This is a genomic window from Polaromonas sp., from assembly GCF_039930745.1.
Taxonomy (GTDB): Bacteria; Pseudomonadota; Gammaproteobacteria; order Burkholderiales; family Burkholderiaceae_C; genus Polaromonas.
Genome location: NZ_JBDTTH010000001.1, coordinates 22,893 through 47,369, shown reverse-complemented (window position 1 = coordinate 47,369; position 24,477 = coordinate 22,893). Strand labels below are relative to the sequence as shown.

Here is a 24,477-nt window from a genome sequence, read left to right as displayed (position 1 = left end):
ATGAGTGACAAACATTTGTCCAGCCAGTTCGACAGCGAACTGACCAGCGTCTCCACCCGGGTCATGGAAATGGGCGGGCTGGTGGAATCCCAGATCCGTAACGCCGTCTATGCGCTCGCCCAGTTCAGCGCCGAAGCTGCTGCCGAGGTCACCGACATGGAGCCCCGTGTCAACGCCATGGAAGTGGACATTGACAAGGAGCTTTCCTCCATCATTGCGCGCCGCCAGCCCACGGCTCGCGACCTGCGCCTGCTGATCGCCATTTCCAAAACCACGGCCAACCTGGAACGCGCAGGCGACGAGGCGGAAAAAATAGCGCGCATGGTGAGGTCCATCATCAACAGTGGAGCCGCCCGCACCTTGCCATCTTCCGAGCTGCGCATCGCTGCTGACCTGGCATCGGGGCTGCTGCGCAAGGCGCTCGATGCATTCGCCAGGCTCGATGTGAACGTGGCCGTGTCTATTCTCAAGGAGGACGACGCCATCGATAAGGAGTTCGACGGATTCGTGCGAAAACTGATCACCTACATGATGGAAGATCCCCGCACGATTTCGTCCAGCCTGGACCTGCTGTTCGTGGCCAAGGCCATAGAGCGCATCGGCGACCATGCCAAAAATATCGCCGAGTTCATCATTTACGTGGTCAAGGGCGCGGACGTACGCCACACCTCCATGGAGGCGATCGAGTCCGTGGTCCGCTGACCCTGGATAGAAACCTATGAAGACAGTACCCCGCGTTCTGGTGGTGGAAGATGAACCCTCGATTGCCGAGTTGGTGGCCGTTAACCTGCGGCACAACGGTTTCCAGCCCATCTGGGCCGCCGACGGTGATGCCGCGCAGCGCGAGCTCGATGCCGTGTTGCCGGATGTCATCCTGCTGGACTGGATGCTGCCAGCCCACAGTGGTTTGCAACTGGCCAAGAAATGGCGTGCCGATGCGCGCACCAAGGCGGTTCCCATCCTGATGATCACCGCCAGGGGGGATGAACCTGACAAGATCGCCGGCCTCGACGCCGGCGCAGACGACTACATCACCAAGCCTTTTTCCACTCAGGAACTGCTGGCGCGAATTCGGGCCGTGCTCAGGCGCCGGGCGCCCGAGACGGTGAATGACAGCGTGGCCGTCGGCGCACTAGTGCTCGATGCGGCTACCCATCGCATCTCATTCCAGAACCAGGAGCTCAAGCTCGGCCCGACAGAGTTCAAGCTGCTGCACTACCTGATGAAACATGTGGAGCGCGTGCACAGCCGGGGCCAGCTGCTCGACAAGGTCTGGGGCGACCATGTGTTCATTGAGGAGCGGACGGTGGATGTTCATGTCAAGCGCTTGCGCGAAGCCCTGGGGCCCGCCGGGTCCCTGGTGGAAACTGTGCGTGGTACGGGTTATCGCCTGACGGCCCATCCCCGGCCGCAGTGATGGAGGGTTTTTCCTCCACAATTCGCGCATGACGTGGCGCCTTTTCCGTTTTTTCCTGTTCCAGTTGGCCGGTGCCCTGTTGGGCCGGTTTCTGCTTCGCGGCAGCAGCCCTTCGCAGGGCGCCATCCTGGGGTTGCTGGCGGCCAGCTTGCTGTGGGTGCTGATCGACCTCCGGCGCGGCGCCAAGTTTCTACTCTGGCTCAAACGCGGCGAGACCGAGACTCCCGCGAAGGTCGATGGCCTGTGGGGGGAAGTGGCTGACCGGGCCTGGCGTCTGCTGAAGTCCAGAGAGCGGAAAGCCGCTGACAGCGAAGCCCGTCTGCAGGAATTCCTCGCAGCCATCCAGGCTTCGCCGAACGGGGTGATCCTGCTCGATGGAAACCACCGCATCGAATGGTGCAACGAAACCGCTGCAGTCCATTTCGGATTTGATCCGAAGAAGGACGTGATGCAGCATATTGGCAACCTTTTGCGCGACCCGATTTTCGCGGGCTACCTCGCAGGCGAGGACTACCTGCATGAAATCGTCATCCTCGGCCCCCGCAGCAAAGCGAGCCGACCGGTCAGACTGGCCGTGCATCTGCATCGTTATGGCGAAGGGCGCAAGCTGCTGCTCTCGCGCGACGTTACCGCGCTGGAGCAGGCTGAAGCCATGCGGCGGGATTTCGTGGCCAATGTGTCGCACGAAATCCGCACGCCACTGACCGTGCTAACGGGGTTTGTGGAGACGCTGCAGACCCTGCCACTCAATGAAGAAGAGCGCGCCCGCTACCTCAGCCTGATGGCCACTCAGGCTGGCCGCATGCAGACACTGGTCAATGACCTGTTGACCCTGTCCCGGCTGGAGGGTAGCCCGCCGCCGGGGGGCAAGGAATGGGTGTCCGTGCGTGCACTGCTGGCGCTTTGCGAACAGGAGGGGCGCGCCTTGTCGGCCTTGCTCACCGGGCAGGGCGAGAAAAAACATGACCTCCTGGTCGAGGAGGCAGAAGATGCGGAGATTGCCGGCTCACAGGCAGAGTTGCTCAGCGCCATGTCCAACCTGCTGAACAATGCCATCCGCTACACGCTTACAGGTGGCCGCATTGAGGTCAGGTGGGAGCGGCTGGCCGACAGCCGTGCCGAGTTTTCCGTGAGAGATTCCGGGCCGGGCATTGCGCCGGAGCATATTCCCCGCCTGACCGAACGCTTCTACCGCGTTGACAGCAGCCGCTCACGCGAGACCGGCGGTACCGGCCTCGGCCTGGCGATTGTCAAACACGTCGCCCAGCGCCATGGTGCCGAGCTGCACATCGAAAGCCAGCCAGGCCAGGGCTCCCGGTTTTCTATGGTTTTCCCTGCCGCCAGGGTGCGCCAGCTTCAGGCAGTGGCCACGATTTCCACGTCGTTGCTGTAAACATCAACGCGCTTGTCGTACAGCGGAATGGTAGTGCCGGCAACGCGGTTCATGACCAGCTTGCCAAGGTCGACGTCGGCGATGACGATTTGCTCCATGTTGGGCACGCCTTCCGCGGCAATGCCATCACGCGCAAACGGGAAGTCCGACGGGGTGATGATGGCCGCCTGGCCATAGTGCAGGCCCAGCCCTTCAACCGGGAGGTTGCCCACGGTGCCGGTAACTGCCACGTAAACCTGGTTTTCAATGGCCCGGGCATGGCAGCAATAACGCACGCGCAGGAAGCCCTGGCGATCATCGGTGCATGAAGGTACAAAAATAATGTCGGCACCCATTTCACAGACCTTGCGGCTGAGCTCGGGAAATTCGATGTCGTAGCAGATCAGGATGGAGATCCGTCCATGCGGTGTGTCGAATACGCGCAGGTGGTGGCCCGGGTCGCCTTTCCATTTTTCTTTCTCCCAGCGCGTCAGATGGATCTTGTCCTGGGTGAACACCTTTCCCTCAGGCGTGAAAAGATAGGCCGTGTTCAGCAACTCGCCGTCGCGTATGGTTGGGTGGCTGCCGCCGATCACGTGCACCTTCCACTGCGCCGCGAGCTCCTGGAACAGGTCGATGTAACGCGTGGTGTAGTCGTTCATATTGCGCACGGCCTGGCGCAGGTCGCTGGTATCCATGAACGAAAGCAGTTGCGTGGTGAAGATCTCAGGCAGCAGGACAAACTGGGGTTTGTAGTCGCCCGCGGCCTTCATGACAAAACGAACCTGGTTTTCAAAGCCGTTCCAGTCATGGATGGAGCGCAGCAGGTACTGTACCGCTGCAATTCGCACCGTGATGAGCTTGGGTTCGTGAATGCCGGTCGGGGGGCTGGTGGCGGTCATCGTGGCAAGTCCTTTGTAGCGCCTTGCGCCAGTTGCAGGCCAGAAGGTCTGGAGGCGTCGTAGTCCGGATTGAGCCAGACGATCAGCGACGCATAACCCCTCGATTCCTGGTCATCGGCCAGGTAGTTTTTCATGATGCCACAGTACCTGAATCCCTCGCGCAGCTGAAAACTCAGCACCGGGTCTGTGATGTCTCCCCACAGAACCTTGCGCGCGTACAGGTCCACCGGCATCTGGTCAGCGACCTTGTGGTAGCCCGGCAGGCGGCCGCAGGCAATGACGCGGCGCAGGTTCAAGGTCTTGCAGACTCGCCGCCGGGCTTCATACAGCGCGTGACCCAGGCGTTTTCCGCGCAGCAGTGGCGCGACAAATACCTCGGCACCATACAGCGTGTAACCCGCGGTATCGTGGGTGTCAAACGTTCCCTTGGCGGTGATTTCGTCCCAGGTATGGGGCTCCGACCATTCGTCCCACTGGATCACCAGCGAACTGGCGCAGCCGACCAGCTTGTCGTCGTAGAAGGCGACAAACTGGCCCTCGGGGAACAGCTCGATCTGATGTGCCACACGGTCGTATTGCCATGCCGGGATGCTGGGATAAACCTCGCGCTGCAGGCGCACCAGCGCCTCGATGTCGTGGACTGTGGTGTTTCGTACGATGAGTTTTGGCATATGAAGCGCTGGAAATCAGGCAGAGTCCGTTCGCCGGCGGGCAAGCGGCGTCCAGGAAGGCGGGATGGGAAGAAGTCAGGCGCGGCCGCTCACGGCCGGCTGACGCGTTTGAACAGCAGCACATTTTCGGTCTTGTCGGTTGGCCGGCGCACGGTGGCCAGGAATGCCCACTCGGGCATATCGACGGTGCTGCTGAGCCTGTCTTGCGCGTCGGCATCCACCACCAGGTAGGGGCACGCCGCCCTGGCACCGGCCTGGCGCAAGTTCAGATGCCCGTGGTACTGGAAGGCGGCCGCCTGGGCGCTGTTCAGGCCAAAAACTTCGACACAGGCCTCGGTGTCTACCCGGGCTGCCACCTGCCGCGACAAGGGCGCGTAGCTGCGTGCGTAGTCCAGCAGGGGCAACCACAGCGTCATCAGCAGCAGCCAGCACAGCGTGGCACCGCCGGCCGGCAGCACCATGGATTTCCAGACCGCCGCACGCTGGCGGCCAGCGCGCCACTTGACCAGCCAGGCCCAGGCCAGAGTGGCCAGCGCCGCGGCCAGAAAGGCCAGCCATGAAAAACTGGGCTCGAACCCGGGTGCCAGCTTGGCCACATTGGCCGCCGGCTGCCTGGGCATGCCGGTCTGCATGGCGATCCAGATCACCCAGATGATGATGGCGCAACCGGTGAAAAACAGCAGCGTGAACCAGTCGATCAGCGAGGCCACGCTGCGTTTGAGGGTGGGCAGGGCAAAAGCGGCGAGGGCGGCCAGCGGCGGCAGGCTCAGCAGCAGGCTGCGGTCCGAGGCGGTGGTGGTCACCGTGGCAGCCAGTGCCACCAGCGCAAACCACAAGGGCAGCGCGACGTGCCGGCTCGTCAGCTGTCGACGCCAGCGCCACAGGGTCCAGGCGGCCAGCGGCCAGGTGGGCCAGGTGAACCAGATCAGCAGGCGTGCCACGCTGCGCCACTCCTTGCGGTCCGCCGGGGTTTCCAGGCCGGGGATCTCGATGCGCCAGCGCCACAGGTCCAGCGCATGGGCCAGGCCCGCCACGGCCAGGGTCAGTGTTCCTGTCAGGAGCACCCAGCGCCAGACATGGGCCGTGTCTTTTTCGCCTTGGCTGTGTCGCGTGCTGCCAAGCGCCACCAGCGTGCTGCCCGCACCCAGCAAGGTAGCCACGGCAGGCGCGCCGCTCAGGGCCAGTCCGGCCAGTCCGGTTGCAAGGCCCAGTGCAGGCCCCATCACTTTCCAGGCGTTCCGGTAGGCACTGGCGGCCACCGCATAAAAAACCAGTGCCATGAAGCCAAGCTGCGCCAGCGCAGGTGTGGTTTCATGCGAAAGCTGGGCCAGCCCCAGACTGGCGATCAAGGCCAGCAGGGCGGCGTCCGCAATGGCGCGGGCGTAGTCGACCGGACTGGCTTCCCCGCCAAAGGCAAAAGCCACGGGCTGGGCTTGCGGGCTGCGCGCCAGGTAATAGACCGCATACCAGGTGGTTAGCAGGGTCAGCGCCAGCAGCAGGACGAAAGGGATGCGCGCCGCGAAAGCAGGATCGAGAAAAGGCATGGCCTTGATGGCCAGCGCGCCTAACCAATAAGGCAGCAGTGCTTCAAATTCGCCGGCTTGCCCCAGCAGTTGCGGGTGCAGCCAGTTGGTCGCGCCCGAGGCCAGGGCCTGCATGGTGCCGAAGGCCGCGATATCGGCATTTTTCCAGGGGCCGCGGCCTAGAAAACCGGGTAATACATAAGCCACGCAGAACAGCAGCAGCGCGAGCCGTGGCAACCGGCGGACTGCAGACTGGGCAATGATGGCTGGGGATGGTTTGTTCAAGGGAGGTCAAGCTGGGCGGAAGGCCCGATTTTGGGGCAAAAAAAAGCAGCCTGAATGTCAGGCTGCTTTTTTTATGGCTGGAAGAAGCTTGGAAGCTTACTCGGCAGCAGGTGCAGCAGCGTCCTTGGCAGGTGTCTTGCCAAAACGGTTGCGGAATTTCTCGACGCGGCCGCCCATGTTGTCCACGGATTTCTGTGTGCCGGTGTAGAAGGGATGCGACTCGCTGGAAGTATCAAGCTTGTACAGGGGCAGTTCGCGACCGTCTTCCATCTTCACCATTTCTTTGGTGTTTGCGCAGGAGCGGGTCACAAACTTGAAGTTGTTGGACATGTCCAGGAAACAAACTTCGCGGTAATTGGGGTGAATGCCTTCTTTCATGATCTTTCCTTGTTCGTTTCGGGAGCCACTCAAACCAGTTTCGAGCACTTTCCGTGAAGCCTCGCATTATAGCGTGCTTTGCGCTCCGTGGGACGTATTTGCCAGCCAGGGCCGCGGATCCGGCTTTGCCGGTCCGCAGGCGCAGCTGCCCCCTCGGGGGGAAGGGCGCTACGCGAAGCGAGCAACCGTGGGGGCCATATTTGGCGTGGCGGCGTCAGCCGCCGCGCCTCATCATGTCGAAGAACTCATGGTTGTTTTTGGTCGCTTTCATGTTCTTGAGCATCAGCTCCATGGACTCGATTTCGTCCATGTTGTACATGAATTGGCGCAAAATCCGCGATTTTTGCAGGATTTCCGGTGCCAGCAGCAGTTCTTCCTTGCGGGTGCCGCTACGGTTCAGGTGGATGGCCGGGAACACGCGTTTTTCGTACAGGCGGCGGTCCAGGTGGATTTCGCAGTTGCCGGTACCCTTGAACTCTTCAAAGATCACCTCGTCCATGCGGCTGCCGGTATCGACCAGCGCGGTGCCGATGATGGTCAGGCTGCCGCCTTCCTCGATCTTGCGCGCTGCGCCGAAAAAACGCTTGGGGCGCTGCAATGCATTTGCATCCACGCCACCTGTCAGCACCTTGCCGGAAGAGGGCAGCACATTGTTGTAGGCGCGGGCCAGGCGGGTGATGGAGTCCAGCAGGATCACCACGTCCTTGCCGAGTTCAACCAGGCGCTTGGCGCGCTCGATGACCATTTCAGCGACGTGCACGTGGCGCGCGGCGGGTTCGTCGAAAGTGGAGGAGATCACCTCGCCGCGCACGCTGCGCTGCATTTCCGTCACTTCTTCGGGGCGCTCGTCAACCAGCAGCACCATCATGACCACTTCGGGGTAGTTGGCGGTGATGGCATGGGCGATGTTCTGCATCATCACGGTCTTGCCGGATTTGGGCGGCGCGACCAGCAGCGCGCGCTGGCCTTTGCCGATGGGGGCAATGATGTCGATGATGCGGCTGGTCAGGTTTTCTTCGGCCTTGATGTCGCGTTCGAGCTTGAACTGCTCGCGGGGAAACAGCGGCGTCAGGTTCTCGAACATCACCTTGTGTTTGTTCGCCTCGGGCGCGCCGTCATTGACCTTGTCGAGCTTGTTCAGTGCAAAGTAGCGCTCGCCGTCTTTGGGGGTGCGTACTTCGCCTTCGATCATGTCGCCGGTGTGCAGGTTGAAGCGGCGGATCTGGCTCGGGCTGATGTAGATGTCGTCGGTGGACGCGGTGTAGCTGGAGTCCGGTGCCCGCAAAAAGCCGAAGCCGTCGGGCAGCACTTCCAGCACGCCGTCCGCCACGATGGTTTCCCCGGTTTTGGAGCGCTTCTTGATGATCGCGAACATCAGCTCCTGCTTGCGCATGCGGCCGGTGTTTTCAATCTCAAGCTCCTCGGCCTGCTTGAGGACTTCAGACACGTGCAGTGCCTTGAGTTCGTTTAAATGCATGGGGAAACCTTGCGTGAAGTGAACTCCTCGCGGAGTCATTTAAAAACGGGGGAGGTTTGAATGGAAGCTAGAAGGGCTTCACAAACCGGGAACTCGAACCAACCGGCAGCAGCCAGTCAGCGAACAAGGCCATTATGACAGGAAATTCTGGGGGTTTATGCGATCCGGCAGGGGCCTGGGCACAGGGCTGTCCGGTTCACTTCAGGCGAAACGGCGCACGAAAAACCTGTACAGGGACAGGGTTCTTCGCGGCTGCAGGCATGGCCGTGTCAGGCCAGTTGCTGGTCGATGAAAGCGGTCAGCTGGGCCTTGCTCATGGCGCCAACCTTCGTGGCGGCCAGCTGCCCGTCCTTGAACAGCATCAAGGTGGGGATGCCGCGGATGCCGAACTTGGCGGGGATGTCGCGGTTTTCGTCCACATTCATCTTGGCGATCTGCAGACGGCCGTCGTAACCGGTGGCCACTTCGTCCAGAATCGGCGCAATCATCTTGCACGGACCGCACCACTCGGCCCAGTAGTCCACCAGCACCGGTTTGGAGGCTTGCAACACGTCGGCTTCGAAGGTGGCATCAGTGGTATGTTTGATCAGTTCGCTCGCCATGGCGGCTCCTTTGTCTGGTTAGGATGGTTACGATACGGTAAGGCTGAAGTTGCAGTCATTGTGGCAGAAAGCAAGTGGACGGGTCGGGCGCGCAGGGGCTATGGCTCTGATAGCGATTATTCAATTTGCGGCTTTCGGCCACCGCGCCCCTTTCGTTTTCACGGACTTTGCACATTCCTTTTTGCGAACAGCCTTTCCCAAATTCCTCCATGTCGCCCGCCTTGACCGTTGACGCCGCATTGCTTACGCCAGACGCCTTGTGCTGGCAGCAGGCCATCGGCCAGCTGGCCGCGGTGGTGCAGGCGCGCAGTGTCCATCCCGCCGAGGCGGTGGTGCTGCTGCCTTATGCCCAATTGATCCAACAGGGGCGGCGCGCCTGGGCCGTGCAGGCGGGCGAGACTTTCTTTGTTCCCCGCTTTGAAACCACCATGAACTGGGCCAGCGGCCTGGGCGGTACGCTGGGCCTGCATGTCCCTTCAGGCGATGACTTGCGCATGGATATGGCGGTGGACATGCTGACGGCCGCTTCGCTGCTGGGGCGCGCGGGGCTGGGGGCGCAGCAAGATGCGCTGGCCGGCCGGCTGGTCGAAGCGACCTGGAGCCTGGCCGGTGTTGCCGCTGCCGTCGTGCCGGCCGGGCGCTGGGCCTGGAGTGAACAGCTGGCGCTGACGCTGGCAGCTGGTCTGGATTCGCCGGTGCTGGCACTCGAAGCTGCCGTGGGGCGCATTGCGCTGGCATGGGCTGCGGCTTCAACTTATCCCACCGACCGTCTTTTCCAGGCCAAGCCCCAGTTGTTTGCCGTGCTGGAGGGCTTTCAGGCTGACCCGCTCACCGAAGCCCTCAAGGCGCACTTCGGCGACCGGTCGGTGTCCATCCCCCTGAGCCTGAAGCTGGACGGACCCTCGGCGCCGCCTGCGCTGCACATCGCACAGGACGCCGAAGACGAAGCCGGCCGCGCCGCTGCCTGCGTGCTGGCGCACCTGGCGCAAGGCCGCAGCCCGGTCGCGTTGATTGCGCAGGACCGGCAGCTCACGCGCCGTGTCGGCGCCATGCTGGCCGAGCGCGGTGTTGCCATGCGCGATGAAACCGGCTGGAAGCTTTCGACCACGCGCGCGGCCGCCAGCCTGATGACCCTGCTGCGCGCCATGCCCTGGGACGCATCGACGGATGCTGTGCTGGACTGGCTGAAAAACGCACCGGCGTTTGATGCCGCCCTGGTCACCGCTGCCGAAACCGAACTGCGCAAGACCGGCGTGCGCGCCTGGCGCGACCTGCCGGACTTTCCGGAAGAAGATATTTTGCCGCCCGCATTTGCGGCCACGGGCCCCCTAGCGCGAGAAGTGAACGCATTGCGCAGCCCATTCGGCCGTGCCCGTCCGCTGGCGATGTGGCTGCGCGACCTGCGCAGCCTTCTGCAATCGGCCGGACAGTGGGACGCGCTGGCGCAGGACGAGGCCGGGCAGACCGTGCTGGACGTGCTGCGCCTGCACGAAGGCGCCGAGACCGAATTCGAGGCAACGCCGGTGATGCGGCAGCATGACTTCACGCAGTGGGCCAACCAGGCACTCGAAGGCGGCAAGTTTTCCCCGCTGCATCCCCCTGCGGAGCAGGTGGTGATCCTGCCCCTGGCGCAACTGCTCGGCCGTCCCATGCAGGCCGTGGTGCTGCCCGGTTGCGATGAAATCCGCCTGCCGGTGTCGCCGGAGCCTGCCGGCCCCTGGACGCCAGGCCAGCGTGAGCTGCTCGGCCTGCCGTCGCGGGAAACGCTCGCCGCCGCCCAACGCCAGGCCTGGCAATACGCTTTGCAAATGCCGCATCTCGATGTGCTCTGGCGCACCAGTGAATCCGGCGAACACCTGATTCCCAGCGGCTTCGTGCAGGAACTGCTGCTGGACCAGAATCATGACCAGGGCGAGGAGGCCGCACCCGGCATGGCCACCGACCCGCGCAGCCTGCGAGCCGTGGCCACGCAGCCCACGCCGCATCCCTTTCCAACCGGCGAGGCCTTGCCTGTCAACCGGCTTTCGGCCAGCGCCTATGAAGACCTGCGGCGTTGCCCCTACCGCTTTTTTGCGCTGCGCCAGCTCCGGCTGCAGGAGCCCGAAGAGCTCGAAAGCGAACTGGGCAAGCGCGACTTTGGCAATTGGCTGCACAGCCTGCTGCGGTACTTCCACGAAGCGCTCAAGGCGGCGCCAACGCCCGATGCAACAGCGCGAATAGCGATGATCAATACGGCGGCCGAGCGTGCCACGCAGGAGCTGGCGCTCAGCGACAGCGAGTTTTTGCCCTTTGCCGCGGCCTGGCCCGGCGTGCGCGAGGGCTACCTGAAATGGCTGGCCGACCATGAAGCCACCGGCGCGGTATTTGACGAAGCCGAAGTCTGGCGCGAAGTGCCCGTCGGCACGCTCACGCTGCTCGGCAAGCTGGACCGCATCGACCGCCAGCCCGACGGGCACGCCCTGGTGATCGACTACAAGGCCGAGCCGCGCACCACCACGGCCGAGCGCATCAAGAACGGCCAGGAAGACACGCAACTGGCGTTTTATGCCGCGCTGATGAGCGACGACACGCTGGGCGCGGCGTATGTCAACCTGGGCGAAAAAGAGCCCACCAAAACCTACGAGCAGCCCGACATCGTCGGCCTGCGCGACGAACTGATCGACAGCATCGTGACCGACATGGCGCGTATCGACCGCGGAGCCAAACTGCCGGCGCTGGGTGAAGGCAAGGCTTGTGACTACTGCGCCGCCCGAGGTCTCTGCAGAAAGGACTTCTGGAGTCTGGGCGAACAAGCCACGGCCGGGGAGGAGGGCGCATGAACCCACCGGTCAACAGATTGATCGCCCACACCGCAGCCTACGAATGCAACGGCGAGCCGGTTTCGGCCGATGCGTTTTACGCCATTGCCTGTGACCCGCGGCGCAGCGTGGCGGTGGAGGCCTGCGCTGGCGCGGGCAAAACCTGGATGCTGGTGTCGCGCATTGTGCGGGCCTTGCTTGACGGGGCCACGGCCGTGCCGGGGCAGCAGGTCTTGCCGCATGAGATCCTGGCCATCACGTTCACTAAAAAAGCTGCCGGCGAAATGCGCGAGCGGCTGGACGACTGGCTCAAGGCCTTTGCCCATGCCGACGACGAGACCCTGCAGCGCGAACTCGAAATGCGCGGCGTCAGCGTCGATTTTGCAAGCCAAAAAGGTCTGAAGTCCGCACAGGCCGTGCGCGAGCAGCTATCAAATTTATACCGCTCCATTTTGGCCAGCGGCCGCTCGGTGCAGATCCGCACCTTCCACAGCTGGTTTGCGGCCTTGCTGCGCAGCGCGCCAGTGGCGGTGCTCCAGCGCCTGGAGCTGCCGGTGAACTACGAGCTGCTGGAAGACGACGCGCCGGCCCGCGCGCTGGTGTGGCGGCGGTTTTATGCGGCGGTTTCGGTTGATGCCTCGCTCAAGGCGGACTTTGAAGCGGTGGTGCTGGCGTATGGCCGTTTTCAGGCCGAAAAGGCCTTGCAGGCGGCGCTCGACAAGCGCACCGAGTTCACGCTGGCCGATGAAAAAGGCGTGATCGACACCTCGGTGCAAGCCTTCAGCGCGCAGTTCACCGAATTTGGCGGCCTTGATGAACCGGAAGAGCTTCTCAGCACCAACCGCTTTCACAGGCAAACGCTGAGGGACGCCGCCCTGGCGCTGGGCCGCGCCAGCGCGCCGACTTTCTCAGCCAAGGGCGTGGAGCTCGAACAGGCGTTGACGGCCGGCGACTTCCCGGCGGCCATCGCGGCCCTGCTGACCGAAAAAGGCACGCCGCGCAAGTTCGGCGAAAAAATCGTCGGCATTGAGCAGGTGCGCATTGCCCAGGACCTGGTGCTGCGCGTGGTGGCGGCGCGCCAGCAGCACGACGCCTGGCTGTACCAGCAACGCATGGCGCGGCTCACACGCGTGCTGATCGCCCAGTTCACCGCCTTGAAGCGTGACTGCGGCTGGGTCGACATGAACGATGTCGAGCGTGCGGCACTGCTGATGCTGGCCGACCCCGTGTTGTCGGGCTGGGTGCAGGAGCGGCTGGACGCGCGCATCCGCCACCTGATGATCGACGAGTTCCAGGATACCAATCCGCTGCAGTGGCAGGCGCTGTATGCCTGGCTCATCGGCTATTCGGGTGCGGGTACGGCGCCCAGCGTGTTCCTGGTGGGTGACCCCAAACAAAGCATTTACCGCTTCCGCCGTGCCGAGCCGCAGGTGTTTCGCGCCGCGCAGGCTTTTGTGGTGCACGGCCTGGGCGGCGATTTGCTCAGCTGCGACCACACGCGCCGCAACGCCGAAGCGGTGATCGACACCGTCAACTCGGCTATGGCCACCGCGCGTGAGGCCGACGGCTATGACGGCTTTCGCGAGCACACCACGGCCTCGGGCCTGGCCGGCGCTGTCGGCCGCCTGCCGCCCATTGCGCGCAACAAGGACGAAGAAGAAGCTTCGCCGCTGGCCGCAGGCTGGCGTGACAGTCTGACCATGCCGCGCGAGCTGCCCGAAGAAACCCTGCGCACGCGCGAAGCCCGGCAGGCCGCAGCGTGGATATCCGAACAAATCGCCGCCGGCTTGCGGCCGCAGGATGTGATGGTGCTCTCGCGCAAACGCGCTGGTCTGCTGCCGCTGCAAGACGAGCTGCGCGCACTGCATATCCCTGCGCAGGTGGGTGAGAAAACGGAGCTGATCGACTGCTGCGAAGTGCTGGACATCGTGGCCCTGCTTGACGTGCTGGTGTCACCGCAGCATGACCTTTCTTTGGCGCGGGCACTGCGCTCGCCGCTGTTTGGCTTGGCCGACGAAAGCCTGGTGCAACTGGCCCTGCTGCAGCGCGAGCACCACCTACCGTGGTACAGATTGCTACAAAAAGAGGAGCTGCTTGCGCCCGGCCTGAAAGGGCTGGGGGCTGTTTTTGCCAAATGGAAGCGCTGGCTGGACCGCCTGCCGCCGCACGATGCGCTGCAGGGTATTTATGACGACGGCGACGTGCTGGCACGCTTTGGCGCGGCCGCCCCGGCGGCGCAGCGCAGCGCGGTGCTTGCCAATTTGCGCGCGTTGCTCGGTGTGTCGCTGGCGCTGGACGGCGGGCGTTACGCCACGCCTTACGGTTTTGTGCGCGCGCTCAAGGCTGGGGGCACGCAGGCGCCGGCAGCGGTCAGTAGCGAGGCCGTCCGGCTGCTGACGATTCACGGGGCCAAGGGCTTGGAGGCCGAAGCCGTGCTGCTGCTGGATACCGACACGGTGGAGCGCAACGCCGACAGCATGGGCGTGCTGGTCGACTGGCCCGGCGAGGCGACCGAGCCGCGCAAGTTCGTCTTTCTGGTTAGCGAAAGCCGGCCGCCGGCCTGCGCTGCCGAGACGCTGGCCAGTGAGCAGGCCGCGCGCAAGCGCGAAGAACTCAACGCCCTGTATGTGGCGCTGACACGCGCCCGCCATACGCTGGTGATCTCTTCCATCGAGCCGCACCGCGTGACCACCGAAAGCTGGTGGCAGCGCCTGTACGCACTGGTGGGCGAGCTGCCCGCGCCGGTGGCCGACGAATCCGCCGCGGCGCGGCCGGACCTGGTGGACACCGGCATTTTTTACCTGCCCGAGTTGCCGGCCTTGCCCGAAGCCCTGGCGCCCGCTGTGCCTGCCGTGGAGCGGGTGGATGAAGATTCGCTGAAGGCGCGCATCGGCAAGGCCATGCACCGCCTGCTGGAGTGGGGCGGTGCCTTGTCGGCGCCGCAGGTCACGGCGGCGGCGCGCGAGTTTCGCCTGAGCCCAGCGCAGGCGGCCGAGGCTGCTGCGCTGGCCAGGCGCATCCTGGCGGGCGAGGGCGCCTGGGCCTGGAGCCCGGAGTCTGTGGCCTGGCAGAGCAACGAGGTCGATCTGGTTTATGCCGGCCAGGCTCTGCGGTTGGACCGTCTCGTGCAGCGCAAGGACACCGGCCACGAAGGCCACTGGTGGGTACTCGACTACAAATCGGCCGTAGCGCCGGAGCTGCAACCCGCGCTGGTGGAGCAACTCCAGGCCTACCGTGCGGCAGTGCAACTGATCTACCCCGGCGCGCCGGTGAAAGCGGCTTTCCTGACAGGGCGGGGAACTGTGGTCGAGCTGAACTGATCTCACACGCCCGAAGACACCCGCTGACCTCAATCAAGGAGACATTTCCATGTTCAAGCAACTTGCTGCCTCGCTGGCCTTTCTGGCTGTCTTGCCCCTGGCATGGGCGCAAACGCCCGCGCCGGCCAACCCCACCGTTCGCGTGCGCGGCACGATTGAAAAAGTCGAGCCCGCAAGCATCACAGTGAGGGAGCGCAGCGGCGAAGTGATCACGCTGGTACGGCCGGCCGATATGGCGGTGTCCGAGGTGTTGCCGCTCAAGCTGGCCGATATCAAGCCCGGCAGTTACGTCGGCACAGCGGCCATGCCGCAGGCTGACGGCACCCAGCTGGCGCTGGAGGTGTTGGTGTTCCCCGAAGCCGCCCGCGGCACGGGTGAGGGCCATTACCCTTGGGACCTGCAGCCGCAAAGCACCATGACCAATGCCACGGTGGCTGATCTGGTGGCCGCGCCTGCCAGCGTGCCGGGTGGCCAGAAGCTGGTACTGCGGTACAAAGACGGGGAAAAGACAATCATCGTGCCGCCGACCGCACCGGTGGTGACCTTCAAGCCCGGTAAGGAAGATGAAAACGCACTCGTGGTGCCTGGCGCCAGGGTGATGATCACCGCCCAGGTGAGGGACGGCAAGCCGACAGCGCTTCGCATGATCGTCGGCCGCAACGGGTTTGCTCCACCCATGTAGCTGCAATAATCAGGGCATGTGCAAACCCGCCCGAGGCAGGCTTGCACACTTTCTTCGAAGCTTTTTGCCTTCTAGCCCTTAAACAGCGGGCGTTACCAGCTATAAAAATGAGAGCGGATGGGCCTGCCGGCCCAACCCCGCTTCCTGAGCTTTTCCAATTCGCCACTTCGCCACTTTCGCAATTTTGTGCAGACGGACCTTTCCTTGACTCATTCAACTTCTGCTCCAAACCCGTCACACACGCTGCGCGTTGCCGTCATCGGTGGCGGCCCCGCCGGCCTGATGGCCGCCGAGATGCTGGCAACTGTCGGTCCCGCGCTGAAAGTCGAACTCTACGACGCCATGCCTTCGGTGGGGCGCAAATTCCTGCTGGCAGGCAAGGGTGGGCTGAACCTCACGCATGCCGAGGCTGCCGAGCCCTTCCTCAGCCGCTACGGCGAGCGCAGCGCGCAACTGCAGCCGTTGCTGGCTGCCTTCGGCCCCGCTGAATTGCGTGCATGGGCCCAGGGTCTGGGTGTGGAGACCTTTGTCGGCAGCTCTGGCCGCGTGTTTCCCAAGGACATGAAAGCCGCGCCGCTGCTGCGCGCCTGGCTGCATCGCCTGCGCGGCGCCGGGGTGTCTTTTTTCATGCGGCACCGCTGGCTGGGCTGGATGGAGGGTGGCGCTTTAAGTTTTTCAACGCTGGCCGGCCCGGTGCAGGTGCAGGCCGATGCCGTGGTGCTGGCCCTGGGCGGCGGAAGCTGGGCGCGGCTGGGCTCTGACGGCACCTGGGCGCCGCTGCTGGTCGAACGCGGCGTGGCTGTGGCGGCCTTGCAGCCCTCGAACTGTGGCTTCGACGTCGGCCCCGAGCCGCACGCGCTGGAAGCAGCAGAGCAGGGCGAAACCCGCCGAGAGTTTTTCAAGGAGTTGGTGGGCACAGGCAAGTCGCAGCAGTCGGGCTGGACCGAACATTTCGCCACCCGTTTCGCCGGTCAGCCTTTCAAGTCGGTGGCGATCAGTTTTACCGATTCACAGGGCCGCAGCTTCAGCCGCAAGGGCGAGTTTGTCGCCACCGCAACCGGTGTTGAAGGCAGCCTGATCTATGCCGCCTCGCCCCTGCTGCGTGACGAGATTGCCGCGCACGGCAGCGCCACCTTCCAGCTCGACCTGCTGCCGGACAAGTCGCTCGAGCAGGTGCTGGTTGAAGTGCGGCACCCGCGCGGCTCGCGCTCGCTGTCCAGCCACCTCAAGAGCCGCCTGCACCTGGAGGGCATCAAGGCCGCCATGTTGCATGAGCTGCTGGACAAGGAGGCGATGAACGACGCCGTCCGGCTGGCTCATGCGATCAAGGGCCTGCCAGTACGTGTGGTGGCCACCAGGCCGATCGACGAAGCCATCAGCAGCGCGGGCGGCGTGATGTTTGAAACCATGGACGCGCAGCTGCGGCTGGCCAGCGTGAAAGACATCCCGCAGCCGGTGTTTTGCGCCGGGGAAATGCTGGACTGGGAGGCGCCCACCGGCGGCTACCTGCTGACGGCCTGTTTTGCCAGCGGGCGCCTGGCCGGGCAGGGTGTTTTGAATCATTTTGGGTTGTAGCCCAATGGATACGGGCGCAGATAGCTATTGATTCTGTAGCATCCGGCTTCCCATACTCCCATGTCACGCAAGCATTCATAGAAGGAAGGGGTTTGCCATGATCGTGCGTTTCCACATCGACACCCTGGAGCAGGGACAGTACGAGTACCGCGTCAGCTACGAGAGCGAAGAGCTGTTCAGCGACGCCGGCCTGGACAGCATCGAGGCCTGCATCGTCGCCGCGACCGAGGGCTTGGGCCGCGATGCCGTGGGCGCGGAGATTGCTTACCGCAGCATCATCAGCGGCACCTACCCGCTGGCCACGCTGGCGCTGGCGTCTGCGCAGATTGCCGAGCACGCGCTGAACACCACGATGGCGATGGAAGAGGTCAGCTCCTGACCAGCGCCTGACGCGGGTTTGATTCCATTTCTACATCATTCGTGAACGCGAAGGCGAAGCGACGACAGTACAGACGTACGGCTAGCGAAGCCGACAAAGTGCACGGATGATGTAGAAATGGAATGTCCCCTTGCCGCGGCCCATGGCGCAGCCTATGATCGACCGAAGCACGCGCAGAGTCCTTTCATTTTGCAGCCAGACCCTGCCCCGACGCTCTTCGAACCACGAGAAGGCTGGCCAGGGTTTTTTGAAAAAAACACGCATCACCTCCATACGGTCCAGCCTGGCCTGGCTGGTGGCGGCCTGCCTGTTTCCCGCGACGTTGACGGCGGCCCTGCTGCTGGCTTACGACTACCAGCGCCAGCGAGCCGAGCTTGTGCGGGACACGGTGGCCCACGCCCGCGCGCTGATGCATGCCGTAGACAGAGAGTTTGCAGGGGCCGAGATGTCCTTGCGCTCGCTGTCGACTTCGCCGTCCCTGCAAAGCCGGGATTTTGCGGCTTTTCAGGCACAGGCCACGGCCCTGCTGCACAGGCACTATGCCAACAACATCGTCCTGATCGATGCCAGCGGGCAGCAGCGCATCAATACGGCCAGGCCCTACGGCCAGGCGCTGCCCAAGGCCACCAACATGGCGCAACTCGAACGCGTCCTGCAAAACGGGCGCACTGATATTTCAGACCTCTTCATCGGCCCTGTCCTCAAGAGGCCGCTGATCAACGTGGCTGTTCCGGTGTACAGCGGAAATGCCGTCAGCCACTCTCTGGTGGCAGTAGTGCTGCCCGAGCATCTGCAAAAAATCCTCTCGGACTACCGCTTCCCGTCGGACCGGATCGCCACGATTTTTGATGCGTCCGGCGTCATCGTGGCCCGCACGCACGAGATCCACCAATTTATCGGGCAGCCCCTGGGGTCGGACCTGACGCAGCGCCTGACAGAAGTGGATGAAGCCTCGCTGGAGGCCGTTTCGCGCGAGGGCATTCCGGTGCTCTCTGTTTTCACGCGTTCCCCCACCTCGCGCTGGGGCGTGGCCATCGGCATTCCCATCGCATCGCTGACCGGGGAACTGCGCCACTCCTTGTGGCTGCTGGGCGGCCTGGCCACCTTGCTGCTGGCAAGCAGCCTGGGCCTGGCGTGGGTGATGGGCGGGCGCATCGTGCAGTCCGTGCGGGCGCTGCGGTCGGCCGCGCTGTCGCTGGGTGACGGGCGCGTGGCGGCCGTGCCGGCGCTGGAGATACGGGAAGTTGACGAGGTAGGGCAGGCCATCAACCGGGCATCGCTGATGCTGACCGACGCCAGCAAGGCGCTGACCGACAGTGAGGCGCGCATGCGCGGCATTGTTGAATCGGCCACGGACGCCATCGTCATCCTGGACGACAGCTGGAACATTGTGCTGTTCAACTTTGCCGCGGTGACGATGTTCGGCTGTCCGCTCGAGGAGGCCATTGGCACACCTTTCATCCGCTTTATTCCGGAGCGCCTGCGCGGCGATTTTTCGGCGCAGTTGCTGGCGCCGCGGGAATTGGATCTCCAGGATCGGGAGGCTCCCGCCATCGAGGTGGCCACCGCCATGCGCCTGGACGGCGACGAGTTTGCGGTTGAAATCTCGTTTCCGCAGGTTCTCGCCGGCAGCAGCCAGGTCCATACCCTCATCCTGCGCGACATCACGGCGCGGCTGCGCATCCACGAAGCGCTGGAGCGCAGCAACCTGGACCTGCAGCAGTTCGCCTATGTGGCTTCGCATGACCTGAAGACGCCGCTGCGCTCCATAGGCGGCTTCGTGCAGTTGCTGGAAAAAAACTACGCCGACAAACTCGACGAGCGGGCCATTGCCCTGATCCGGCGGACGGCTGCGGCAGCCAACAGGCTGGAGCAACTGACCGATGACCTGCTTTCCTATGCACGGGTCAGCTCCGGCAGCCGGGCATTTACCCCTGTTGACTGCAGCGAAGTGTTCGAGGACGTGCTGCAACTGCTTGACGCCCCGATCAGCGCTAGCGGCGCTAGCGTGACTGCCAGGCCGCTGCCCACCGTCACAGGCGACAGGACGCAGCTGGTGCAGCTGCTGCTCAACCTGGTGGCCAACGGCATCAAGTACTGCGACGGCCCGCCGGTAGTGCATGTGTCTGCGGAGTTGCACGAGCGGGAGTGGGTGTTTTCGGTCAAGGACAACGGCATAGGCATGGAGCCGAAGCACCACGAGCGCGTTTTTGAGATCTTCAAGCGCCTGCACACGCAGCAGGAATACACCGGGACGGGCATCGGGCTGGCCATTTGCCGCCGTGTCGTCATCAGCCATGGGGGCCGAATCTGGATAGAATCGGCGCCTGGCAAAGGAAGTACGTTCCGCTTCACCATCCCGGCCTCGGCCGGAGAGAGCAGTTCCTCATGATCAGACCGCTTGCCGATAGCAGGGTTGCCGAAATCCTGCTGGTTGAAGACAACGAAGACGATGTTTTCCTGACCCGTGAGGCCTTTGACGCGGCCCGCCTGCGCGTCAACCTGCACCATGTCGATAACGGCGAGAAGTGCATGCAGTTTTTGCGCAGGCAGGGTCCCTATGCGAATGCCCCCACCCCCGACCTGATCCTGCTGGACTTGCACATGCCCATCATGGACGGACGCGAGGTGCTGGCTGAAATCGTCAAGGACGACAGGCTCCGGCACCTGCCCGTGGTCGTTCTCACCACGTCGTATGAAGCCAAGGACATCGAGCAGATGTACAGCCTTCGCTGCAACTCCTACATCACCAAGCCGATCGACTTCAACAACTTTGTCCAGGCGATCAGCCAGCTTGCCGGCTACTGGCTCACGCTGGTCGTGTTGCCCGATTCGTCCCGGCCCGTCACGCCGCCCTGAGTGTCAGGGAGGTGCTGCCCTGTGCGGTGCGGGCGAAAAAAAACAGGGCATGCTCGCATGCCCTGTTTCATAAATAAGGTGACGGACCTCGACCCCGGCACTGGCTCGGCAGTTAGGGCTGCTTGGTTCCCCATCTGACCCGGTTGGCCGCTTCACCATGCGGGAAGGCCCGTCACTCACTATTTTATGCGAGGCGCGGGCTGGCCCGGACGAATATCATCCAATAGCTGAAAAATAGTCTGGCCTTTCTGTTTGGGGAAGGCCGCGGACCGCTCGCCCAGGAAAGTGGCGCATGCATAAAAAAGAAGGGAAAAGCCATGTCCTGGTTGTTGAAGTCCCTAGCGGGTGTGTCGGCCTGTATGGTGTTGAATGCCGCGCAAGCGCAAGCGGATGTCGAGGCCTTCGTTCCAGCTAAAACGCTGGCTGCCTTTGCAGACGAGGCAGCGCTGCAGGCCTGGTTCGAACCCTTTGTGGTGGAGCGCAAGCGCCGCGAAGAAGAGCGCCGCAAGCAGGAAGAAGAGCGGCGGCTGCGCCAGGAAGAAGTCCGAAAAAAATGGGAGGCCGAAAACCCCGGCAAGACCTGGGCGCCTGCGCCCAGTTACCCCGTCCCGGTGGCCATGGCCGCGCCTCCGCCTGCGCCTGCTGCCGCCGGCGCAGCGGAGTACATCACCAACAACCAGACAGCCGGTGTGGACGAAGGCGGCATTGTCAAGGTGCACGGCAAACACCTGGTCATCCTGCGCAGGGGGCGCCTGTTCACGGTGGACGTGGACCGCTACCAACTGCTGCCGGTGTCGTCCATCAATGCCTATGCGCCGGACGTCAACCCATCGGGTGCCTGGTACGACGAGATGATTGTGGCCGGCAACACGGTGGCCGTGATCGGCTACAGCTATGCGCGCGGGGGCACCGAGCTGGGCCTGTTCAACATCGACGAAGCGGGCAAGCTCAGCTACCGTGCCACCTGGCATCTGCGCTCCAGCGACTACTACTCCTCGCGCAACTATGCGAGCCGCCTGATTGGCAGCCAGCTCATCCTGTACACCCCCATTCCGCTCAACCTCTGGCATGCCGACCCGGCGGCACGCCTGCCGGCGCTGCGGCGCTGGCAGCCGGGCGCCACGCCCGCGGACTTCAAACGCATTGCCGACGCCACGCGCATCTACCGGACTGATGAGGCCCTGAATCCGCAGGAAGGCACCACCCTGCACACCATCGTGCGTTGCGATCTGGCCCAGCCCGAACTGGATTGCAGGTCCAGCGCCGTGCTGGGGCCGGCCGGCCGGGTGTTTTATGTGTCGAGCCGGGCGGTGTATGTCTGGACCACGCGCAACCAGCGCGACGCAGCCAGCGGGCGCGTGGTTTCGCAATCAGCGGTGTTCCGCCTGCCGCTCGATGGCGCGGCGCCCAGCATGCTCAAGACCCAGGGCAGCCCGATCGACCAGATGTCCTTCCTGGAGGGCGACGATGGGTACCTGAATGTGCTGCTGCGTGCCAATGGCAATGGTGACGGCATGTGGCGCGGCGAAGGCAGCGGCGGCAACCTGTCCCTGCTGCGTGTTGCGGTGCGTGACTTCGGCGATGACCAGGCCAGTGCCCCCGCGCAGGCTTACGCGCATTTGCCGGCTGCGGGCGAAGGCAGCCTGCAGAACCGCTTTGTCGGCCAGCGCCTGCTTTATGGCGCGGGCAGCGGCTGGCGCCGGCCTGCACCGGGAACATTGGGGCAGTTGCAGGTGGTGCATTTTGCCGACCGCGCCCGGACCGAAACGCTGGCGTTGCCGCATGGGCTGGACCGTATCGAGGCGCTGGGCAGCGATGCGATTGCGGTGGGCACGGATGGGCAAGACCTGCATTTTTCCAGCGTGCAGCTGGCAGCCAAGGCGCGGGTGGTCGGGCGTTTTGTACAGGCGCAGGCTGCGCAGGGCGAAACGCGCAGCCACGGTTTTTTCTACAAACCCGAGGGCGGTGATTCCGGCCTGGTCGGCTTGCCGGTGCGCGGCAGCGGGCAGGGCGGCTACCGCCAGCTGTGGGACGAGCCCGCCGGCATGCTTTACCTGCGCAACAACCGCCTGAAGCTCAGCGGTGTCGGCAGCCTTGCCTCGCGCCGGGGGATCGGCAAGGACGATGGCTGCCGCGTCTCCTGCGTGGACTGGTATGGCAATGCCCGCCCCATTTTCTTGCGCAACCGGGTGTTTGCCCTGCTGGGCTATGAGCTGGTCGAGGGACGTGTGTTGAAGGCACCGGGTACGCCCGAGCGCCTGGTGGAGACCCGGCGTATCAGTTTTGCACCGGGTTCGGCAGATTACCAGCCCTGAGGGGCTCTGGCGCAACCGTAGAATCGGGGAATGTCCTACCTCGTCCTTGCCCGCAAATACCGCCCCCGGAATTTTTCTGAAATGGTTGGGCAGTCGCATGTGGTGCAGGCCCTGAGCAACGCACTGGGCACGCAGCGTCTGCACCATGCCTACCTGTTCACCGGTACCCGTGGCGTCGGTAAGACCACCATCTCGCGCATCCTGGCCAAATCGCTTAATTGCCTGGGCACGGACGGGCAGGGTGGCATTACCGCCACGCCCTGCGGCGTCTGCCAAGCCTGTACCGACATCGACAGCGGACGGTTTGTTGATTACACCGAGCTTGATGCGGCATCGAACCGCGGCGTCGACGAAATTGCACAATTGCTGGAGCAGGCGGTTTACAAGCCGGTGGTGGGGCGCTTTAAGGTCTTCATGATCGACGAGGTCCACATGCTCACGAACACGGCGTTCAACGCCATGCTCAAGACGCTGGAGGAGCCGCCCGAATACCTGAAGTTCGTGCTGGCCACGACCGACCCGCAGAAGGTGCCGGCCACCGTGCTGTCACGCTGCCTGCAGTTCAATCTGCGGCCCATGGCGCCCGAAACGATTCTTGAACACCTGACCGAGGTGCTGGCCGCAGAAAAAGTGTCTTCCGAACCGCAGGCCCTGCGCCTGCTGGCACGTGCTGCGCGCGGCTCCATGCGCGACGCGCTGTCGCTGACCGACCAGGCGATTGCCTTTGGCTCGGGCCAGTTGCAGGAAGCCAGCGTGCGCCAGATGCTGGGCAGCGTGGACCGCAGCTATGTGTTCCAGCTACTGGATGCGCTGGCGCGCGGCGATGGGAAAAGTGTGGTCGAGACCTCCGAGGTCTTGCGCCTCAATGGCCTGAGCGCCGCATCTACCCTGGAAGAAATGGCCACCGTGCTGCAGCGCATGGCGGTGTTGCAGGCCGTGCCCGGCATAGGCGCGGGAGACGACGATTCCGATCCGGAGATCGCCGCCACGGCACGGCTGGCGCAAACCATGCCGGCCGACGAAACCCAGCTGCTTTACAGCCTGTGCCTGCACGGCCGCGCCGAACTCGGCCTGGCACCCGACGATTACGCGGCGCTGACCATGGTGCTGCTGCGCCTGCTGGCCTTCAAGCCATCCGGCGCAACGACGGCGACTGCTGCTGCGGGAGGCGCCGTCGAGCCTCCAAAAAAGCCGCCGCCTGACAGGGCCCCGGCTGCTGTTGCGGCCCGTGCCGCCGTGCCGCCGGTACCGGTCAGCCGCCCGACCGTTGAACAAAATCGGCCTCCAGCCCTTGCTGGCCGGGCGCCACCAGCTCCTGATTTTGTAGCGGACCCGGAGCCATCCATGCCTCAGCCCTGGGAAGATGCGTTCCCGGCCGCAGCTCAGGCACCGGCCGCTGTACCGGTTGCGGCGCCTGTCGCAGCTCCCGCGCCCTTGGCAGCGCCCGTTCCAGCGGCTGGTGTCAGCCCGCTTGGCGATGCCTGGACGGCGCTGGTCAACCGCATGGTGGTCGCGGAGATGATAGGTGCGCTGGCGCGTGAGTTGGCGTTGCAGTCCGAGCTGCGCTCGCAGGCAGACGGTGTCTGGACCCTGCGCGTGGAGCGCGAGTCGCTGAACCAGCCCGCAGCGCGCGAAAAACTCCAGCTGGCCCTGCAGGCCGCGCTGCAGGACGGCGGGCAGGCACCCCGGCTTGCGGTGGAGCTGGGACCCGTCGCCGACTCGCCGGCCCGGCGCAATGCGGCTGCCGCGCAGGAGCGCCAGCGCCAGGCCGAGGAAACCATTCACAACGACCCGTTTGTGCAGGACATGATGCGCGAGTGGGGCGCGAAAATCGTGCCCGGCAGCATCAAGCCTCTGGCACCCGCTGCGGGCAAACCGATATGATTCCCGGTGCGGTGTCGCACCTCACCACCACCCAGTTG

General features: G+C 64.0%; 18 protein-coding genes and 1 other RNA gene. 12 read left to right on the top strand and 7 right to left on the bottom strand.

Annotated elements, in window-relative coordinates; genetic code table 11:
• The 3 genes from phoU to phoR are packed head-to-tail and all read left to right on the top strand — an operon-like array spanning position 1 to position 2,810.
• Positions 1 to 702 carry a phosphate signaling complex protein PhoU gene (phoU, locus tag ABI660_RS00210; protein WP_348063746.1) on the top strand — a complete coding sequence of 234 codons (702 nt, stop codon included), beginning with the start codon at positions 1 to 3 and terminating at the stop codon, positions 700 to 702.
• A 16-nt stretch (positions 703 to 718) separates the two neighbouring features.
• Positions 719 to 1,417 carry a phosphate regulon transcriptional regulator PhoB gene (phoB, locus tag ABI660_RS00205; protein WP_348063744.1) on the top strand — a complete coding sequence of 233 codons (699 nt, stop codon included), beginning with the start codon at positions 719 to 721 and terminating at the stop codon, positions 1,415 to 1,417.
• A 28-nt stretch (positions 1,418 to 1,445) separates the two neighbouring features.
• A complete protein-coding gene (phoR, locus tag ABI660_RS00200; protein ID WP_348063742.1) occupies positions 1,446 to 2,810 on the top strand; it encodes a phosphate regulon sensor histidine kinase PhoR in 1,365 nt (454 codons plus the stop codon).
• Here phoR and ABI660_RS00195 read toward each other — a convergent pair.
• The 6 genes from ABI660_RS00195 to trxA form a co-directional block, all read right to left on the bottom strand.
• The gene (locus tag ABI660_RS00195; protein WP_348063740.1) at positions 2,774 to 3,691 is read right to left on the bottom strand and encodes a carbon-nitrogen hydrolase family protein; all 918 of its coding nucleotides are present in this window, start codon (positions 3,689 to 3,691) and stop codon (positions 2,774 to 2,776) included. The genes phoR and ABI660_RS00195 overlap by 37 nt on opposite strands.
• Positions 3,688 to 4,362, bottom strand: a complete 675-nt coding sequence (locus ABI660_RS00190; RefSeq protein WP_348063738.1) for a GNAT family N-acetyltransferase — start codon at positions 4,360 to 4,362, stop codon at positions 3,688 to 3,690. The genes ABI660_RS00195 and ABI660_RS00190 overlap by 4 nt, the downstream gene beginning before the upstream one ends.
• 89 nt (positions 4,363 to 4,451) lie before the next feature.
• Positions 4,452 to 6,170 (bottom strand): hypothetical protein, encoded by a 1,719-nt coding sequence (locus ABI660_RS00185; RefSeq protein ID WP_348063736.1) that lies wholly within the window; start codon positions 6,168 to 6,170, stop codon positions 4,452 to 4,454.
• Between the two features lie 96 nt (positions 6,171 to 6,266).
• Positions 6,267 to 6,548, bottom strand: a complete 282-nt coding sequence (locus tag ABI660_RS00180; protein ID WP_348063734.1) for a type B 50S ribosomal protein L31 — start codon at positions 6,546 to 6,548, stop codon at positions 6,267 to 6,269.
• 214 nt (positions 6,549 to 6,762) lie between these two features.
• Entirely contained in the window at positions 6,763 to 8,025 is a 1,263-nt protein-coding gene (gene rho, locus ABI660_RS00175; RefSeq protein WP_348063732.1) for a transcription termination factor Rho, read from the bottom strand.
• Between the two features lie 269 nt (positions 8,026 to 8,294).
• Positions 8,295 to 8,627: a thioredoxin TrxA gene (trxA, locus tag ABI660_RS00170; RefSeq protein ID WP_077594529.1), complete on the bottom strand. Its 333-nt coding sequence runs from the start codon at positions 8,625 to 8,627 to the stop codon at positions 8,295 to 8,297.
• 209 nt (positions 8,628 to 8,836) lie between these two features.
• On the opposite strand from trxA, the gene ABI660_RS00165 reads away from it, so the two are divergent.
• The 7 genes from ABI660_RS00165 (at position 8,837) to ABI660_RS00135 (ending at position 20,240) form a co-directional block, all read left to right on the top strand.
• Positions 8,837 to 11,446 (top strand): PD-(D/E)XK nuclease family protein, encoded by a 2,610-nt coding sequence (locus ABI660_RS00165; protein WP_348063730.1) that lies wholly within the window; start codon positions 8,837 to 8,839, stop codon positions 11,444 to 11,446.
• Positions 11,443 to 14,745 (top strand): UvrD-helicase domain-containing protein, encoded by a 3,303-nt coding sequence (locus ABI660_RS00160; RefSeq protein ID WP_348063728.1) that lies wholly within the window; start codon positions 11,443 to 11,445, stop codon positions 14,743 to 14,745. Before ABI660_RS00165 ends, ABI660_RS00160 begins: the two co-directional genes overlap by 4 nt.
• A 49-nt stretch (positions 14,746 to 14,794) precedes the next feature.
• Positions 14,795 to 15,427 (top strand): hypothetical protein, encoded by a 633-nt coding sequence (locus tag ABI660_RS00155; RefSeq protein ID WP_348063726.1) that lies wholly within the window; start codon positions 14,795 to 14,797, stop codon positions 15,425 to 15,427.
• Positions 15,428 to 15,631: 204 nt separating this feature from the next.
• Positions 15,632 to 17,002, top strand: a complete 1,371-nt coding sequence (locus ABI660_RS00150; protein WP_348063724.1) for a TIGR03862 family flavoprotein — start codon at positions 15,632 to 15,634, stop codon at positions 17,000 to 17,002.
• Between the two features lie 97 nt (positions 17,003 to 17,099).
• Positions 17,100 to 17,381 (top strand): hypothetical protein, encoded by a 282-nt coding sequence (locus ABI660_RS00145; protein ID WP_348063722.1) that lies wholly within the window; start codon positions 17,100 to 17,102, stop codon positions 17,379 to 17,381.
• A gap of 247 nt (positions 17,382 to 17,628) precedes the next feature.
• Positions 17,629 to 19,773 carry an ATP-binding protein gene (locus ABI660_RS00140; RefSeq protein ID WP_348063720.1) on the top strand — a complete coding sequence of 715 codons (2,145 nt, stop codon included), beginning with the start codon at positions 17,629 to 17,631 and terminating at the stop codon, positions 19,771 to 19,773.
• On the top strand, positions 19,770 to 20,240 hold the full coding sequence (locus ABI660_RS00135) for a response regulator (RefSeq protein ID WP_348063718.1): 471 nt from the start codon (positions 19,770 to 19,772) through the stop codon (positions 20,238 to 20,240). Before ABI660_RS00140 ends, ABI660_RS00135 begins: the two co-directional genes overlap by 4 nt.
• A 77-nt stretch (positions 20,241 to 20,317) precedes the next feature.
• On the opposite strand, the gene ffs is transcribed toward ABI660_RS00135, so the two are convergent.
• An RNA gene (ffs, locus tag ABI660_RS00130) (signal recognition particle sRNA small type) lies at positions 20,318 to 20,414 on the bottom strand.
• Positions 20,415 to 20,557: 143 nt separating this feature from the next.
• Between ffs and ABI660_RS00125 the strand changes: the two genes are divergently transcribed.
• Positions 20,558 to 22,555, top strand: coding sequence for a beta-propeller domain-containing protein (locus ABI660_RS00125; protein WP_348063716.1), 1,998 nt, complete (start codon positions 20,558 to 20,560; stop codon positions 22,553 to 22,555).
• 30 nt (positions 22,556 to 22,585) lie between these two features.
• On the top strand, positions 22,586 to 24,439 hold the full coding sequence (gene dnaX, locus ABI660_RS00120) for a DNA polymerase III subunit gamma/tau (RefSeq protein WP_348063714.1): 1,854 nt from the start codon (positions 22,586 to 22,588) through the stop codon (positions 24,437 to 24,439).
• Positions 24,440 to 24,477 lie beyond the last annotated feature (38 nt).